Here is a 16,264-nt window from a genome sequence, read left to right as displayed (position 1 = left end):
ACGAGCAAGGAGCGATACATGAATGATACCCCTGAGCAGGCCCAGCGCGAGTCGATCATCCTGCGCGTGCTGTGGATGCTGGTGTTCCTGGTGGTCTGGCAACTGGCCGAGCTGCTGCTTGGCGGCCTGGTGCTGGTGCAGCTCGTCTACCGCCTGATCTACGGCGCGCCGAGCGCCAGCCTGATGAACTTTGGCGACAGTCTTAGTCAGTACCTAGCACAGATCGGTCGCTTCGGCACCTTCCACACCGACACCAAACCGTGGCCGTTCGCCGACTGGCCAGCACCGCGTGCCCCGGAAGGCGAAGCACCGCACGCCGTGGCCCCAGCGCCGCACCCGGTGCGTGACGAGGAGCCCAAGCTGTGAAGCTGTGGGTGTTGCGCCACGGCGAGGCGGAGCCACGGGCCAATTCTGACGCTGAGCGGCGCCTGACGGCCCATGGGCGCGAGCAGGTGCTGCACAGTGCGGCGCATCTGCTGGGCCAGCCGTTGCAAGCGATCATCGCCAGCCCTTATGTACGCGCTCAGCAAACGGCGGCGTTGGTGCATGACAGCTTGGGCTTCACAGAGCCGGTGCGCACCGTTCCCTGGCTGACGCCGGAAAGTAATGTGCAGCAGGTGATTGGGGAAATTGAGCGGCTGGGGCTGGAGCATGTACTGCTGGTCAGCCATCAGCCACTGGTGGGCTCGCTGGTCGGCATGCTGGAGCATGGCCACGCCCAGCAGCCCGCGCCGTTGAGCACTGCCAGCCTGGCGGAATTGGAAGGTGATTGGCCGCTGGGGGGGCTGATGAGGCTTCTGTGTTTGCATCATGCGCCCTGAGTGATTGGCAACTGGCATTTTTGTCAGTTGCCGGCCCATTGGATCCATTGTTAGCGTTGCACCGTAATGACAGACGGATGAACCTGGCAGGGAGTGTCAAATGATTGGGCTGATACCGGAGTTGCTGCGCTCGCTGGACCTGCAGCCATCGTTGGATAAAGTGCAGGGTGGTGAGATTCTGGATTACGCCCAATACAGCATGTTGCGCGACTCTGTCGACGCCAAGTTTCATTTTCTGCTGGGTAACATCCGCCATCTGAACCGGCAGAAAACTCCAGGTCATCAGCATGTAGATGAAGAGTTGCGCAAACTGCAGGATGCCTGCCTGCGCGTCTCCCATCTTTTGCAGACCAGTTGCCTGGCCCTGCGTCGACTGGAGCTCGACTATCACGACCAGCGCTTGGCGCGTGAGGCGCTGGAAGGTCAGCTGGCCTACATGCAGGCCTGTTTGCGCCGCTCGCTGGTCAGTTTCGATAAGTTGGCATGACCTGATCGCCCTTGCCCATGACCTATCCGGACGTTGCCGTGTGGGCTGCGAGCGCTGACAATGGGCCATCATTCCCCTCCGGACCCGGCGCCATGTCGCAGCAGATCTTCTTCGCCCATGCCAACGGCTTCCCGTCTGCCACCTACGGCAAGCTGTTCGCTGCCTTGGCGCCGGACTATCAGGTGCAGCACCTGCCCCAACACGCCCATGACCCACGCTTTCCGGTGAACGAAAATTGGCAGAATCTGGTCGATGAACTTCTTCACCACCTGGCGCAACAGGATGCTCCAGTGTGGGGTGTCGGCCACTCCCTGGGTGGCGTCCTGCATCTACATGCCGCCTTGCGTTGCCCCGAGTACTACCGGGGCGTGGTCATGCTCGACTCACCGGTGCTGACCCGTGCCGATCAATGGCTGCTGCGCACCGCCAAGCGTTTCGGCTTCATCGACCGCATCACCCCGGCAGGCCGCACTTTGGGCCGCCGCGAAGCCTTTGCCGACCGCGACAGTGCCCGTGACTACTTCGCCAGTAAAAGCCTGTTCCGTCATTTTGACCCCGACTGCCTGGAAGCCTATGTGGAACATGGCCTGGAAGACGCCGGGCAGGGCCTGCGCCTGCGCTTCGATCCGGCCACCGAAATCAGCATCTACCGCAGCATCCCGCATGCCAGCCCTGCGCCGGCACGCCAGCTTCAGGTGCCATTGGCCATGGTGCGCGGTGACCGCAGCGATGTGATCCGTCGCCATCACACTCTCGCCGTGCGCGGCATGCCCAGGGGCGAATACCACAGCGTGCCGGGTGGGCACATGTTCCCGCTGGAGCGGCCTACCGACACTGCCAGCCTGATCAAGGGCCTGTTCGACCGCTGGAGCCAGGCATGAGCGCGCACGTCGAGGAGGTTCGCCTGAGCCTGGGCCATATCGAGCTGGCGGCCCATTTGTTCGGCCCCGAAGACGGGCTGCCGGTGATCGCCCTGCACGGCTGGCTGGACAATGCCAACAGCTTCGCCCGCCTGGCGCCGCAATTGAAAGGCCTGCGCATCGTCGCCCTCGACCTGGCCGGGCATGGTTATTCGGAGCACCGCCCTTTGGGTGGCGGCTACGCACTGGCCGATTACGCCCACGATGTCCTGCGGGTTGCCGAACAGCTGGGGTGGAAGCGGTTCGCTTTGTTGGGGCATTCGCTAGGAGCAATCATTTCGGTACAACTGGCCGGCGCTTTGCCGGATAGAGTCAGCCACCTTGTTCTGATCGACGGCGTCATTCCTCCGACCGGCGCCGAGGAAGACGCCGGCGAGCGCCTGGGGATGGCACTGCTGGCGCAGTTGCGCCTGGATGGCAAGCGCAAGACGGTCTACAAAACCCTGGAAGAAGGCGTGCAGGCGCGCATGAAAGGCATGGTTGCGGTCAGCCGTGACGCCGCCGAGCTGCTCGCCCAGCGCGGGCTGATGCCAGTGCCCGGCGGCTACAGCTGGCGCAGCGACAGCCGCTTGACCCTGCCATCACCGGTGCGCCTTTCCCAAGCCCAGGCCATGGCCTACGTGCGCCGGGTGAGTTGCCCGGCCTGCTTGGTGGTGGCGGCCGATGGCATGCTGGCGCGGCACACCGAGCTGCTGCAGCAGCTAACCTTCCAGCAGACGGTACTGCCTGGCGGCCATCACTTGCACCTGAACGATGAGCAGGGCGCGGCCCTTGTCGCAGACTGTATCAATAGCTTCTTTGCCTTTGCTTGACTTGCACCGGACAAGTGTCGAGGCTTGGCGGGTTGAAAGGGAGACAACCATGCAATTGCCAGACATCCTGGAGCTTCACTTCGGCGCCGGTCGCCGCCTGGGCCGCCGATGAGCGCGCCCGTTTCCATCCGCACTGCCGTTAGTGCCTGCCTGCTGCTTGCCAGTCCATTGCTGTGGGCCGGCAGCCTGCCAGTCCCTGTGGACGCCAAGGTGGTCGACCAGCGCCCGGCAGTCGAGCAGGAGCGCATCTACCCCATGGGCCCGCTGCGCAAGATCAGCGGCCGCCTGCGCGTCGATGACAAAGTCGAGAGCCGCGGTCAGGTCAGCTCCGTCACTTATGAACTGCCGGTCGAGCGTACGGCACGCGAAGCGTTCACCAGTGCGAGGGAAGAATTGCAGCGTGAGGGCGGTTATCCGCTGTTCTGGTGCCAGGGCCGCGATTGCGGCGAAGCCAGCCTATGGGCCAACGATGTGTTCGCCAATGCCCGTCTCAACGGCGGTGACGAGCAGCAGGCCTTCATCCTCCTGCGCCGTTCCGCCGAAGAGGCCGATACCCTGGTGGCGCTTTACAGCGTGACGCGCGGCAACCGCCGTGCCTACCTGCATGTTGAAGAGTTCGTCGCCGGCAGCCCGCTGGGCGAGCTGCTGCCCACCGCCGCAACGGTTCTGCGCGAAATGCGCGACACCGGCAAGCTCGACTACCCTGACTTGAGCACCCCGCAGCCGGCATGGGTCACCTTGCTGGGCCGCAGCCTGAACCTGGACAGCACCTTGCGTGCCAGCCTCAGCGGCAAAGAAGCCGAGGCCTGGCGCGAGCAATTGGTCAAGGCAGGGGTACGCAGCAACCGGCTCGAAGTCGGCACCGCCCCTACCGATGGCCTGCACCTGGAACTGATCCGTTGAATGAGCGCCACCATGGCCAACAATGATCGCCTGCTGATCCAGATCATCCTGCTGACCTTGCTCGGCGCTGCCCTGTGGGTAATGGCGCCGTTCATTTCTGCCCTGCTATGGGGGGCGATTCTGGCCTTTGCCAGCTGGCCGTTGATGCGCCTGCTGACACGTGTGCTGGGCGGGCGCGAAACGCTGGCCGCAAGCCTGCTGACCACAGCCTGGATCCTGATCGTAGCCTTGCCGCTGGTATGGCTGGGCTTCAACCTGGCGGATCATATTCGCGACGCCACCGCCTTCGTGCGCGATGTACAGGTGGACGGCCTGCCCGATGCGCCGGAATGGCTCGGAGGCATTCCCCTTGTCGGTGAGCGCCTGGTGCGCTGGTGGCAATCGCTCGACCAGCAGGGTGCGGCACTGATCGCTTCGGCCAAGCCTTACTTCGGCCAAGTGGGCAACTGGCTGCTGGCGCGCAGTGCGCAGATCGGCAGCGGTGTGCTGGAACTCACCCTGAGCCTGATCTTCGTATTCTTCTTCTACCGCGACGGGCCGCGTCTGTCAGCGTTCGTGCTGCGTTTGCTCAACCGGCTGGTGGGTGACCGTGCCGAGTATTACCTGGACCTGGTTGCGGGCACCGTGCAACGGGTAGTCAACGGTGTGATCGGTACTGCAGCGGCGCAGGCCCTGCTGGCCCTCATCGGTTTCCTGATTGCCGGCGTCCCTGGTGCGATCGTGCTGGGCCTGGTGACTTTCATGCTCAGCCTGATCCCCATGGGACCGCCGCTGGCGTGGATTCCTGCGACCGCTTGGCTGGTGTGGCAAGGCGATTACGGTATGGCGGTGTTCCTGGGCATTTGGGGCACCTTCGTCATCAGCGGCGTGGACAACGTGCTCAAGCCGTACCTGATCAGTCGGGGAGGTAACTTGCCGCTTGTGATCGTGCTGCTTGGGGTGTTCGGCGGGTTGATTGCCTTTGGTTTCATTGGCCTGTTCATCGGGCCGACTTTGCTGGCTGTCGGATATAGCCTGCTGTTGGACTGGAGTCGCAATTCGGCACCGGCTCAGCGGTAAGCTTGTGCCGGCCTCATCGCGGATGAATCCGCTCCTACACGGATCCCCGTAGGAGCGGATTCATCCGCGATGAGGCCGGCACAAACAACCCAAAAACCTGATCTTTACGCATTCTTTATTCCCACTCCACTCCCTCAATCTCGCCCCTTTACACCCCTCCCGCGGACAATTCCCCCAAAGCGGTCAACGCCGCACTACGGGGAGTTTCACTCATGTACATGCTCGACGGTCTGTCACTGCTTCTGGCAGTGGCCTTGGCGGTTTACCTGCTGGTCGCGCTGCTGCGCGCCGATCGCAGCTAGGGAGCGGCCATGCACAGTTACGATTACTTATTGCTGTTGGCTTTCTTTGCCATCGTGCTGCTGCCGGCACCCTGGCTCGGGCGGTTCTACTACAAGGTCATGGAAGGCCAGCGTACCTGGCTGACCCCCGTGCTCGGGCCGGTAGAGCAGGGCTGCTACCGGCTGGCCGGCGTGCGCGCCGAGCAGGAACAGAACTGGAAGCAGTACACCCTGGCCCTGCTGGCCTTCAACCTGGCCGGCTTCCTGCTGCTGTTCACCGTGCTCCTGCTGCAAGGCTACCTGCCGCTCAACCCGCAGCACCTGCCCGGCCAGGAATGGTCGCTGGCGTTCAACACGGCGGTCAGCTTCGTCACCAACACCAACTGGCAGGCCTACAGCGGGGAGGCGTCGGTCAGCTACCTGAGCCAGATGCTCGGCCTGACTGTGCAGAACTTCGTCAGCGCCGCTACCGGCCTGGCCGTGCTGGTAGCGCTGTGCCGTGGCATAGCCCGGCGCTCAACTACCAGCCTCGGTAACTTCTGGGTCGACATGACCCGCGCCACCCTCTACGGCCTGCTGCCACTGTGCCTGCTGCTGGCGCTGCTGCTGGTGTGGCAGGGCGTACCGCAGACCTTTGCCGACTACGCCCACGCCGTCACCCTGCAAGGCACTGACCAGACCATCCCGCTGGGGCCAGCCGCCAGCCAGATTGCCATCAAGCAGCTGGGCACCAACGGCGGTGGCTTCTTCGGCGTCAACTCCGCGCACCCGTTCGAGAACCCCACGGCCTGGAGTAACCTGTTCGAGGTCGCCTCGATCATTCTCATCCCGGTCGCCCTGGTGTTTACCTTCGGTCACTACGTCAAGGACTTGCGCCAGAGTCGCGCAATCCTGGCCAGCATGCTCGGCCTATTCCTGATCGGCGGCGCCACCGCGCTGTGGTCGGAGCACCAGCCCAACCCAGCACTTGAAAGCGCGCAGGTCCAGCAAAGCGCGCCGATGGAGGGCAAGGAAAGCCGCTTCGGCACCACTGGCTCGGTGCTGTGGACGGTGACCACCACTGCAGCGTCCAACGGCTCGGTCAACGCCATGCACGACAGCCTCAACCCGCTGACCGGCATGGTCGCCATGGTCAACATGATGGTCGGCGAGGTGATCTTCGGCGGCGTCGGTGCGGGGCTTTACGGCATGCTGCTGTTCGTGCTCATCGCCGTGTTCCTGGCGGGCTTGATGATTGGCCGCACGCCGGAATACCTCGGCAAGAAACTACAGGCGCGGGAAGTGCAGCTGCTGGTGGCTACCCTGCTGGTAATGCCGGTTGGCGTGCTGGTGCTCGGCGCCATCGCCGCCAGCCTGCCAGGCCCTGCTGGTGCAGTCACCAACCCAGGCGCGCACGGTTTCAGCCAGCTGCTGTACGCCTACACCTCCGGCACCGCCAACAACGGATCGGCGTTCGCCGGGTTCGGTGCCAACACGGTGTACCACAACGTGATGATTGGCCTGGCCATGTTGATTGGGCGCTTCGGCTACATCCTGCCGATCCTGGCCCTGGCCGGCAGCCTGGCGGCGAAGAAAAGCGCGCCGCAGGGGCTGAACAGCTTCCCCACCCACGGCCCGCTGTTCACCGGCCTGTTGCTGGTCACCATTTTGCTGGTGGGCGGCCTGACCTTCCTGCCGACCCTGGCCCTTGGGCCAATCGCCGAACACCTGAGCCTGGGTTTCTGAGGATCGAACATGAACATGCCCATTCCTGAAGTGAACGCCTCGCGCAGCGCCAAGGACCAGACCCGCTTCGCCGCGCTGTGGCGCCCGGCGCTGGTGCAAGCGTTCGTCAAGCTCGACCCGCGTCAGCTCAAACGCTCGCCGGTGATGCTGGTGGTCGCCCTGACCGCCGTGCTGACCACGCTGCTGTGCTTCGCCCCCGGCAGTGGGGTGAGCACTGGCGTTGCCGTGCAGATTGCCCTGTGGCTGTGGTTCACCGTGCTCTTCGCCAACTTTGCCGAAGCGCTGGCCGAAGGCCGCGGCAAAGCCCGCGCCGACAGCCTCAAGGCCGGTAGCCAGGGCCTGACGGCCCAGCGCCGCAAGCGCGATGGCAGCTTCGAGACCGTCACCGCCAGCCAGCTGCGCAAGGATGACGTGGTGCGGGTCGTGGCGGGTGAGATGATCCCCGGCGACGGTGAAGTGCTCGAAGGCATCGCCGCCGTCAACGAAGCGGCCATTACCGGTGAGTCCGCACCGGTGATCCGCGAATCCGGTGGTGACCGCTCGGCCGTTACCGGCAACACGCGGCTGGTCTCCGACTGGTTGCTGATCCGCATCACCAGCAATCCCGGTGAGTCGACCCTGGACCGCATGATCGCCCTGGTCGAAGGCGCCAAGCGGCAGAAGACCCCCAACGAGATCGCGCTGGATATCCTGCTGATCGGCCTGACCCTGATCTTCCTGATCGTGGTAGTGACGCTGCAGCCGTTCGCCCACTTCGCCGGTGGCAGCCTGCCGCTGATCTTCCTCGCCGCCTTGCTGGTGACGTTGATCCCGACCACCATCGGAGGGTTGCTTTCGGCCATCGGCATCGCCGGCATGGACCGCCTGGTGCGCCTGAACGTGATCGCCCGCTCGGGCCGCGCGGTAGAGGCCGCCGGTGACGTGCACACGCTGATGCTCGACAAGACCGGCACCATCACCTTCGGCAACCGCCGTTGCAGCGCCCTGCACGCGGCTACCGGGGTCACCGCCAAGGAACTGGGGGAGGGTGCCTTGCTCGCTTCGCTGGCCGATGACACCGCCGAAGGCAAGTCGATCGTCGAGTACCTGCGCCAGCTGCACGATTTCATCGAGCCTGCAGCCGGGGAATTTGAAGCCATTGCCTTCAGCGCCGAGACACGCCTGTCGGGCATCGACTTGCAGCAGCATCGCTACCGCAAAGGCGCGGTCGATGCGGTACTGGCCTTCGTCGGCATGCAACGCCTGGAGATGCCGGCGGCACTGGCCCGCGAAATCGAGCGCATCGCCCAGAGTGGGGGCACGCCACTGCTGGTGTGCGTGGACAAGCGCCTGCTCGGTGTGATCCACCTCAAGGACGTGGTCAAACCCGGCATCCGCGAGCGTTTCGCCGAGCTGCGCAAACTGGGCATCCGCACGGTGATGGTCACCGGCGACAACCCGCTGACCGCTGCCGCCATCGCCGCCGAGGCCGGTGTGGACGACGTGCTGGCCGAAGCCACACCGGAGAAGAAACTGGCGCGCATCCGCCAGGAGCAGAACGACGGGCGCCTGGTGGCCATGTGCGGCGACGGCGCCAATGACGCGCCGGCACTGGCCCAGGCCGACGTGGGCATGGCCATGAATGACGGCACCCAGGCAGCCCGCGAGGCAGCCAACATGGTTGACCTCGACAGCGACCCGACCAAGCTGCTGGACGTGGTGCAGGTCGGCAAGGAGCTGCTGGTGACCCGGGGTGCGCTGACCACCTTCTCCATCGCCAACGACGTGGCCAAGTACTTCGCCATCCTGCCGGCGCTGTTCGCTGCCATCTACCCGCAACTGGGCGTGCTCAACCTGATGCACCTGGCCAGCCCGCAGAGCGCGATCCTCTCGGCGATCGTGTTCAACGCGCTGATCATCATCGTGCTGATCCCGCTGGCGCTGCGCGGTGTGCGCGTGCAGGCGGCCAGTGCTGCCCACCTGCTGCGACGCAACCTGCTGATCTACGGCCTGGGCGGCATCATCGTGCCGTTTGCCGGAATCAAAGTGATCGACCTGCTGCTCAACGCCCTGCACCTGGTCTGAGGAGGCCACCATGAACACTTATCTACGTCCGGCGTTGAGCCTGATCCTGTTGATGACGGCGGTAACCGGTGCGCTGTATCCGCTGGCGGTGACCGGTATCGCCCAGGTGGCATTCCCTGAGCAGGCCAATGGCAGCCTGGTGCGCGACGAGCAGGGCCAGGTCCGAGGCTCGGCGCTGATTGCCCAGGATTTCCAGGGCGATGGCTGGTTCCATTCACGGCCATCGGCAGGGGCTTATGCCACCGTGGCCAGTGGTGCCAGCAACCTGTCGCCAAGCAACCCGGCATTGGCTGAGCGGGTGGGGAGTGATGCCGCGAAGCTGTACCAGGCTGAGCAGGGGCCGGTGCCGCAAGCGTTGTTGACGACATCCGGCAGCGGCCTGGACCCGCATTTGCCACCGGAAGCGGTTGCTTACCAGATTCCCCGTGTGGCGGCGGCCCGCAAGGTGCCGGTCGAACGCTTGCAAGCCTTGCTGGAAGAGGCCACCCTCCACCCATTGATCGGCCCGCCCGTGGTTAATGTTCTGGCGCTGAACCAGGCATTGGAGCGTTTAAGGATGAAGCATGAGTGACGCAACCCGCGCAGACGCGCTGTTGGCCAACCTGCCGCGTGAAGGGCGCGGCAGGCTCAAGGTATTCCTCGGCGCCGCCCCCGGTGTCGGCAAGACCTTCGCCATGCTCCAGGCCGCCCACGCCCAGCAGCGCCAGGGCGTTCAGGTGCTGGCAGGCGTGGTCGAAACCCACGGCCGCGCCGAAACCGAATCGCTGTTTGGCGGCCTGCTTCAGCAACCGTTGCTGCGCAGCGAATACCGGGGCGTCACCCTGGAGGAAATGGACCTCGACGGCCTGCTCAAGGCCGCACCTTCCCTGGCCCTGGTCGACGAACTGGCCCACACCAACGCGCCCGGCAGCCGCCACGCCAAGCGCTGGCAGGACGTTCAGGAGCTGCTCGCCGCGGGCATCGACGTGTACACCACGGTCAATGTCCAGCACCTGGAAAGCCTCAACGACAAGGTCCGCGACATCACCGGTGTGCAGGTGCGCGAAACGCTGCCGGACTGGGTGCTGCAGGAAGCCTTCGAGCTGGTGCTGATCGACCTGCCACCGCGTGAACTGCTCGAGCGTCTGCGCGAAGGCAAGGTGTATGTGCCCGAGCAGGCGAGGGCGGCGATCGATGCCTACTTCTCCCAGACCAACCTCACCGCGCTACGCGAACTGGCCATGCAGACCGCCGCCGCCCAGGTCGATGCCGACCTGGCCCACGGCTACCGCCAGCGTGGTCAGGAGGCCCCGGCCCTGCGCGGGCGCTTGCTGGTCGGCGTCGATGGCGATGACCAGGCCGAACGCCTGGTGCGCCATGCCTGTCGGGTCGCCCAGCGGCGGCACCTGCCCTGGAGCCTGGTGCACGTCGACAACGGCCGGCTGCGTGACGAAACCGCCCGGCAGCGTCTACAGGCCGCGCAGCAACTGGCCGAGCGTCTGGGCGGGGAAGTGGTGCTGCTGCGCGCCGGTGAAGTGGCGCGCACGCTGATCCAGCATGCCGGCGAACGCCGCGCCAGCCTGGTGCTGGTCGGGCAGTCGCGTGATCGCCTGCGCCGCCGCCTGTTCGGTGCAGGCGTGGCGGCGCGGCTGCTGCGTGAGAGTCACGGGCTGGAAATCAACGTGCTCGACCGCGATGCTCAGCCGGCTCCGGCGAGTACCGCTGTGCAGCGCGTGTGGGTATGGCGTCACTACCTGCTGGCACTGGTCGCCACCGCACTGGCGGCAGGCCTGTCCTGGGCCGTCTCCAGTGTGCTGGCGCTGCCCAACATCTCGCTGGTGTTCCTCGCTGCCGTGTTGCTGGTTGCGGTGCGCAGCAGCCTGGGTCCGGCCCTGGCGTGTGCTGCGCTGTCGTTCCTGACCTACGACTTCCTGTTCATCCCACCGAACTTCTCCTTCGCCATCCAGCGCGAAGAAGACGTGCTGACCCTGGTGTTCTTCCTGCTGATGGCCGCGCTCACCGGCAACCTCGCCGCGCGCCAGCGCCGCCAGTTGCAGGCGCTGCGTGAAACCCAGGCGCAGACCAATCAATTGCTCGACCTGTCGCGGCGCCTGACCGTGGCGGCCGACCGCCAGGCCGTGTTCAACGCCGCCGGCCAGCACCTCGACGGCTGGCAGGACGTGCAAGTCTGCCTGCTCGAACGCAACACCGAAGGCCTATTACAGGTGGCCAGCGGCGAAGCTCATGCCCTGAGCGATAACGAACGAGCCGCCGCCGAATGGGCCTGGCAACACGGCCAGGCCGCCGGACACGGCAGCGACACCCTGCCCAACGGGCGCTGGTGGTGGTGGCCGCTGAACGTCGATGATCAGCCGTTGGCGCTGCTGGGCGTGCGCCCACGCTCCGGCGACCCGCTCAGCGCCCAACGCCGCCGCCTGCTCATGGCCCTCGGCCAACCCCTGGCCCAGGCCCTGGCCCGCGCGCGGTTGGCCGAGCAATTGGAAGCGGCCCGCCTGCATGGCGAAACCGAGCAGTTGCGCAGCGCCTTGCTGGCTTCGGTGTCCCACGACCTGCGTACCCCGCTGACCGCCATGCGCGGCAGCATCGACAGCCTGCTGGCGCTGGGCGAAGCCATCCCCGTCGAAGACCGCCGCGAGCTGTTGGAAGGCACCCGCAACGAAGCCGAACGCCTCGACCGCTACATCCAGAACCTGCTGGACATGACCCGCCTGGGCCACGGCGGTCTCAAACTCGCCCGCGACTGGGTCGCCCCCGCCGATATCGTCGGCAGCGCTCTCAATCGCCTGCGCGTAGTGCTGGCGCCGCTGCGCGTGCACACCGACGTGCCCGCCGAATTGCCGCTGCTATTCGTGCATGCGGCGCTGATCGAACAGGCACTGATCAACGTCCTGGAAAACGCCGCGCGCTTTTCACCCGCCCAAGGCCGCCTGGACCTGCAAGTGTCGGTGGTTGACGAGCAATTGCGCTTCGCCGTCAGCGACCAGGGCCCCGGCATCCCCGTGGCCGAGCGCGAGAAGATCTTCGACATGTTCTACACCGCCGCCCGCGGCGATCGGGGCGGGCAGGGCACCGGCCTGGGGCTTGCCATCTGCCTGGGCATGATCGGCGCCCACGGCGGGCAGATCCTGGTCGGCGAAGGCATCGATGGCCACGGCACCTGCATCACACTATGCTTGCCGCTGCCCACTCAACCCGAAGCCGAAAGCGAAGCCCCATGAGCCAGTCCGCGACCCTCCTGGTCATCGATGACGAACCGCAGATCCGCAAGTTCCTGCGCATCAGCCTGACTTCCCAGGGCTACAAGGTGATCGAAGCCGCCACCGGCGGCGAAGGCCTGGCCCAAGCGGCCCTGGCCAAGCCCGACCTGGTGGTGCTCGACCTTGGCCTGCCCGACATGGACGGCCAGCAGGTGCTGCGCGAATTGCGTGAATGGAGCGCTGTGCCGGTCATGGTGCTGTCGGTGCGCGCCAGTGAAGTGCAGAAGGTCGATGCGCTGGATGGCGGGGCAAACGATTACGTGACCAAGCCGTTCGGCATCCAGGAATTCCTCGCCCGCGTGCGCGCGCTGTTGCGCCAGGTGCCGCAGGCGGGTGGCGGCGAGGTGGTGGCCAGTTTCGGGCCGTTGAGCGTGGACTTTGCCTTTCGCAAGGTGACGCTGAATGGCGAAGAAGTGGCGCTGACCCGCAAGGAGTACGCACTGCTGGCACAGCTGGCCGGTCATCCGGGGCGGGTGATTACCCAGCAGCAGTTGCTCAAGGATATCTGGGGGCCGACGCATGTGGAGGACACCCATTATCTGAGGATCGTGGTGGGGCATTTGCGGCAGAAGCTGGGGGATGATCCGACGGCGCCTCGGTTCATCATTACCGAGGCGGGGGTTGGTTACAGGCTGGTGGCGCCCTCTCACTGACGCTGCTGCTTATGGCGCTGTTCTTGATTCCTGGTCCATCTCCGGAGGCCAGGTGACTTTGGGAGCCAGGCGTAATGCGAACTCGCACCAGAGGACGTCGTTGTGGTTTTTGGGCGGCCCAGGCGGGGGGAGTGCGGATGGGCCTTTTTGCATGTAAGTGCACACATAGGCCCAGAGGTATTCGTCAGCGCACATTGTGCTCAGGCGGAAGCGGTCGATGACGTTGTTAGTGCCTGGCTCAACAATAGAGAGCATGACCCCCCATTTGAATATCACTCCGCCGTTGAGTGCGCCGACTTGTGACCAGCGTTCGGCGCGTACTTGGGACCAGTCATAGCTTACAGGTACCACTTCCCATTTTTCGAAGGGGTTCCACCATCGATGTTTGAAGTTGTAGGCGTAGATTTTTTGGCGGGCGCGGTTGAAGCGGATAGGTTCATCTCTGGGTGGCGATATGTCGACGCGGACAGTAATAACAATACCCCATATGCAAAGTGCTAGTACGATTGGTCCGATGATCATAGATGATATGTCGTTGTCGGTATAGCTATCTAAAATCGTTCCTGGGAGGGGTAGGGTTAAGATGCCCATAGGTAATGAGAGAAATGACATAAGTCCTCTTGCAGATGTGATTGGGCGCGATATCTCAAGGTATATAGTGTCTTGATGATTTGGCGTCTTATCACCCAATAACGGTTCGTGGGCTGGAGCGTCATTAGGAGTGGTAAGGTCTTGCTTCCACCCAGTACAAGGAGAGTCTAACAGTGGGCGTGTCATACGAAATCTCTCTGGATGGTCTCAATTTTGTCTTCAAGAATTGCTAGTGCTGGCGGTTTCTCACGCCATTGCGGCTACGTTTGTTGAGTTGAATTAAGTTCCGTGCCAATAGACGTTAGCTCTTGCGGTGCTGTTCTTGATTCCTGGTCCATGTCCGCAGGCCAGGCGACTTCAGGGGCGAGACGCAATGCGACCTCGCACCAGAGGACGTCGTTGTGGTCTTTCGGCGGTCCTGGTGGCGGGAGTGCGGATGGGCCTTGTTGCATGTAGGTGCACACGTAGGCCCAGAGGTATTCGTCAGCGCACATTGTGCTGAGGCGGAAGCGGTCGATGACGTTGTTAGTGCCTGGCTCAATGATGGAGAGCATGACCCCCCATTTGAAAATCAGGCCGCCATTTGGGAGGGTGCCGGTTTGCGACCAGCGTTCCGCGCGTACTTGGGACCAGTCATAACTTACAGGTATCACTTCCCACTTTTCGAAGGGGTTCCACCACCGATGCTTGAAGTTGTAGGCATACATTTTTTGGCGAGCTCGGTTGAAGCGGATTGGCTCGTCTCTCGGGGGTGAAATGTCGACTCGGAGGGTAAAAATCGTCATCCAGACACATAGTAAGATCAGGAGGGGGCCAGTAATCATAAAAGCAGTGTCGTGTTCGTGGTAGGCGTCTAAAATCATTCCTGGTATGGGTAAGACAGCCAGGCCCGAGGGTACGCTGAAAAGAGACATTAATCCCCGCACTAAAAGAGCGGGGCGAGAAATTTCAAGATAAATATCGTCTTGATGGTTTGGCGTCTTGCTTCCTAATGACGCTTCGATGATTGGAGCGTCATAAGGAGTGGGGAGATCTTGCTTCCATCCCGTACAAGGAGGATTTAGTAGTGGGCGTGTCATGAAAGATTGCTCCTAGAAGCATTAATTTTATCCTCAACTACCACAAGTTTCGCGATGGCTGAATGGTCACGCTTGTCGGGCCAGTAGGTGACTGTGAATACAAGTGCATTTATGTAGTGATCGTCCTTCAAAGGATGCGAGTTGTAGATTGTGAGTGCGCCACTTTTGGTGTCGTGACTTACTTCGCATACTGAAAAGTATCCATCGCTCCCGAAAGCGCAGAAATCACTCCGCCAAATTTGGCAATGGCGCGTCCCAGTGAAGCGGCGGGAAGTCTTCCAGGCAGGGTGTTCTCGGGCCTGAGCAGCTGTACTGCAAGCCCCGTTGCCTCGATACCTGCTCCTAACAGCCCCAGTGTCGAAGACCAAATCGCGGCCAGCGCCTCAGGATCGTTTGGAGAGGTTTTTTGCAGCGCCCCGAAGTTCCTGCCCAAGCTATCCTGGTGAAACCACATACTCCCCAACGCCAGCAGAAGCCCGGGGCCACTGGGACTGCCCGCGGCATCGCGCAACCCCCGAAACGCATCGCTCGCCACACTCCGCGCCGCTGACGCACTCACTTTCAACCCTTCAACCGCCTGCGCGGCACCGCGCTGCAAGGTTTGCCCTCCCACCGCGACGCTGCGCACCAACTCACCCACGCCCCCAGCTGCCCCGTCGCGCATCTTCAACAACCGCGCTCGCAGGCTCTCGGCACTTTCCAGCGTCCACACCATCACCTCGACCAGCTGACTTCGATTACCCGCCGCTGCGATGTGAATCGCCCCGCTGAGCACCATCGCCCGCACCTTGCGTCCGGCGGGTTTGCGGAATTGTTTGTCGAGCTGGCCAAGAAACGCGTCGTTGCGCTCTTGCATGGCTTCGTTGAGCAGGCTGAGGTACTCACCCACGGTGAGCGAGAGCCTGACCTGCGTCATGGGTTGCCCGGCATACAGCAGAAACGCGGCGCTGTGCACATGGCCGATCAGTTTGCGGGTCTGCGCGGACGCGTGCTGGCCGAGGGCATTGCTGGCGCTGGCGGTCGCGGCGAGCAGTTGGCCGATGGCATCCTGCACCGGCTTGATCATCAACAGCTTGCCTTCCTCACTGCCGCTGATGGCCTTGACGGCGTCGTAGACCTTGCCCAGGTCATCGCCGGACAGGGCCTTGGCCAGTTGCTGCAGCAGGCTCTGATTTTTCGCCAGGAGGGCCTGATACAGCAGGCTGTTGCGGTCTTCGAGCAGCTGGTACCAGATGGATTGCGTTGCTCCGAGGGCCGTGTCGGTGGACGACAGCGACTCGGTTGGCCCGCCCGCCAGGCAGGCGGCCATCATGATGATGAAGTCTTCCACGGACGCCGGATTGGTGGCGCTGTAGTCGAAGTGAGCGACCCGCTGGAACGCCAGGCTGGCGTACTGGTCGGCGTAGAGCTCGGCGACCTCATCGATCTTCGCCTGAAAGTGCTGGACCTCCCGGTCATAGGCGGCCTGGAACGCAGCGCGGGCGCTTTCGTCGTAGCGTTCTTCCAGGCGCTCACGCGCCTCTTCCTGCTTGTGTTGAGTCGTACGCCTGGCCTGGTCTTCGATGTCCACCGCCGGCAGGTGGGCTTTGTTGGCGATGATCGGGTTGAGGTT

The 16,264-nt window shown here is 63.6% G+C and carries 15 protein-coding genes and 1 pseudogene; 13 read left to right on the top strand and 3 right to left on the bottom strand.

What is annotated here, in order from left to right:
* Positions 1-18: 18 nt before the first annotated feature.
* The 13 genes from ACIQUF_RS14615 (at position 19) to ACIQUF_RS14555 (ending at position 12,982) form a co-directional block, all read left to right on the top strand.
* Complete coding sequence (locus ACIQUF_RS14615; RefSeq protein ID WP_403132563.1) at positions 19-366, top strand: DUF4389 domain-containing protein; 348 nt, start codon at positions 19-21, stop codon at positions 364-366.
* Positions 363-821, top strand: coding sequence for a phosphohistidine phosphatase SixA (gene sixA / locus ACIQUF_RS14610; RefSeq protein ID WP_403132562.1), 459 nt, complete (start codon positions 363-365; stop codon positions 819-821). The genes ACIQUF_RS14615 and sixA overlap by 4 nt, the downstream gene beginning before the upstream one ends.
* A 100-nt stretch (positions 822-921) precedes the next feature.
* Entirely contained in the window at positions 922-1,308 is a 387-nt protein-coding gene (locus ACIQUF_RS14605; protein WP_403132559.1) for a hypothetical protein, read from the top strand.
* Positions 1,309-1,400: 92 nt separating this feature from the next.
* Positions 1,401-2,189, top strand: a complete 789-nt coding sequence (locus ACIQUF_RS14600; RefSeq protein ID WP_403132557.1) for an alpha/beta fold hydrolase — start codon at positions 1,401-1,403, stop codon at positions 2,187-2,189.
* Positions 2,186-3,040, top strand: coding sequence for an alpha/beta hydrolase (locus tag ACIQUF_RS14595; protein WP_403132556.1), 855 nt, complete (start codon positions 2,186-2,188; stop codon positions 3,038-3,040). Before ACIQUF_RS14600 ends, ACIQUF_RS14595 begins: the two co-directional genes overlap by 4 nt.
* Before the next feature lie 108 nt (positions 3,041-3,148).
* Complete coding sequence (locus tag ACIQUF_RS14590; RefSeq protein WP_403132553.1) at positions 3,149-3,943, top strand: DUF4892 domain-containing protein; 795 nt, start codon at positions 3,149-3,151, stop codon at positions 3,941-3,943.
* Between the two features lie 12 nt (positions 3,944-3,955).
* Complete coding sequence (locus ACIQUF_RS14585) at positions 3,956-5,002, top strand: AI-2E family transporter (RefSeq protein ID WP_403132551.1); 1,047 nt, start codon at positions 3,956-3,958, stop codon at positions 5,000-5,002.
* 212 nt (positions 5,003-5,214) lie between these two features.
* Entirely contained in the window at positions 5,215-5,304 is a 90-nt protein-coding gene (gene kdpF, locus ACIQUF_RS14580; RefSeq protein WP_033696222.1) for a K(+)-transporting ATPase subunit F, read from the top strand.
* Positions 5,305-5,313: 9 nt separating this feature from the next.
* Entirely contained in the window at positions 5,314-7,008 is a 1,695-nt protein-coding gene (gene kdpA, locus ACIQUF_RS14575; protein ID WP_403132548.1) for a potassium-transporting ATPase subunit KdpA, read from the top strand.
* Positions 7,009-7,017: 9 nt separating this feature from the next.
* A complete protein-coding gene (gene kdpB / locus ACIQUF_RS14570) occupies positions 7,018-9,072 on the top strand; it encodes a potassium-transporting ATPase subunit KdpB (protein WP_403132547.1) in 2,055 nt (684 codons plus the stop codon).
* Between the two features lie 10 nt (positions 9,073-9,082).
* Entirely contained in the window at positions 9,083-9,643 is a 561-nt protein-coding gene (gene kdpC / locus ACIQUF_RS14565) for a potassium-transporting ATPase subunit KdpC (protein ID WP_403132544.1), read from the top strand.
* Positions 9,636-12,290: a DUF4118 domain-containing protein gene (locus ACIQUF_RS14560; protein ID WP_403132542.1), complete on the top strand. Its 2,655-nt coding sequence runs from the start codon at positions 9,636-9,638 to the stop codon at positions 12,288-12,290. Before kdpC ends, ACIQUF_RS14560 begins: the two co-directional genes overlap by 8 nt.
* Positions 12,287-12,982, top strand: coding sequence for a response regulator (locus ACIQUF_RS14555; RefSeq protein ID WP_400799689.1), 696 nt, complete (start codon positions 12,287-12,289; stop codon positions 12,980-12,982). Before ACIQUF_RS14560 ends, ACIQUF_RS14555 begins: the two co-directional genes overlap by 4 nt.
* 9 nt (positions 12,983-12,991) lie before the next feature.
* On the opposite strand, the gene ACIQUF_RS14550 is transcribed toward ACIQUF_RS14555, so the two are convergent.
* The 3 genes and pseudogenes from ACIQUF_RS14550 to ACIQUF_RS14540 form a co-directional block, all read right to left on the bottom strand.
* Complete coding sequence (locus ACIQUF_RS14550) at positions 12,992-13,594, bottom strand: DUF6708 domain-containing protein (protein WP_403132539.1); 603 nt, start codon at positions 13,592-13,594, stop codon at positions 12,992-12,994.
* Between the two features lie 239 nt (positions 13,595-13,833).
* A complete protein-coding gene (locus ACIQUF_RS14545) occupies positions 13,834-14,652 on the bottom strand; it encodes a DUF6708 domain-containing protein (RefSeq protein WP_403132537.1) in 819 nt (272 codons plus the stop codon).
* Between the two features lie 178 nt (positions 14,653-14,830).
* Positions 14,831-16,264: pseudogene (locus ACIQUF_RS14540) on the bottom strand (hypothetical protein); the annotation flags it as partial.

The organism is Pseudomonas sp. NPDC090233, assembly GCF_044772285.1.
GTDB lineage: Bacteria > Pseudomonadota > Gammaproteobacteria > Pseudomonadales > Pseudomonadaceae > Aquipseudomonas.
This window is presented reverse-complemented; position numbering and strand designations above follow the sequence as displayed.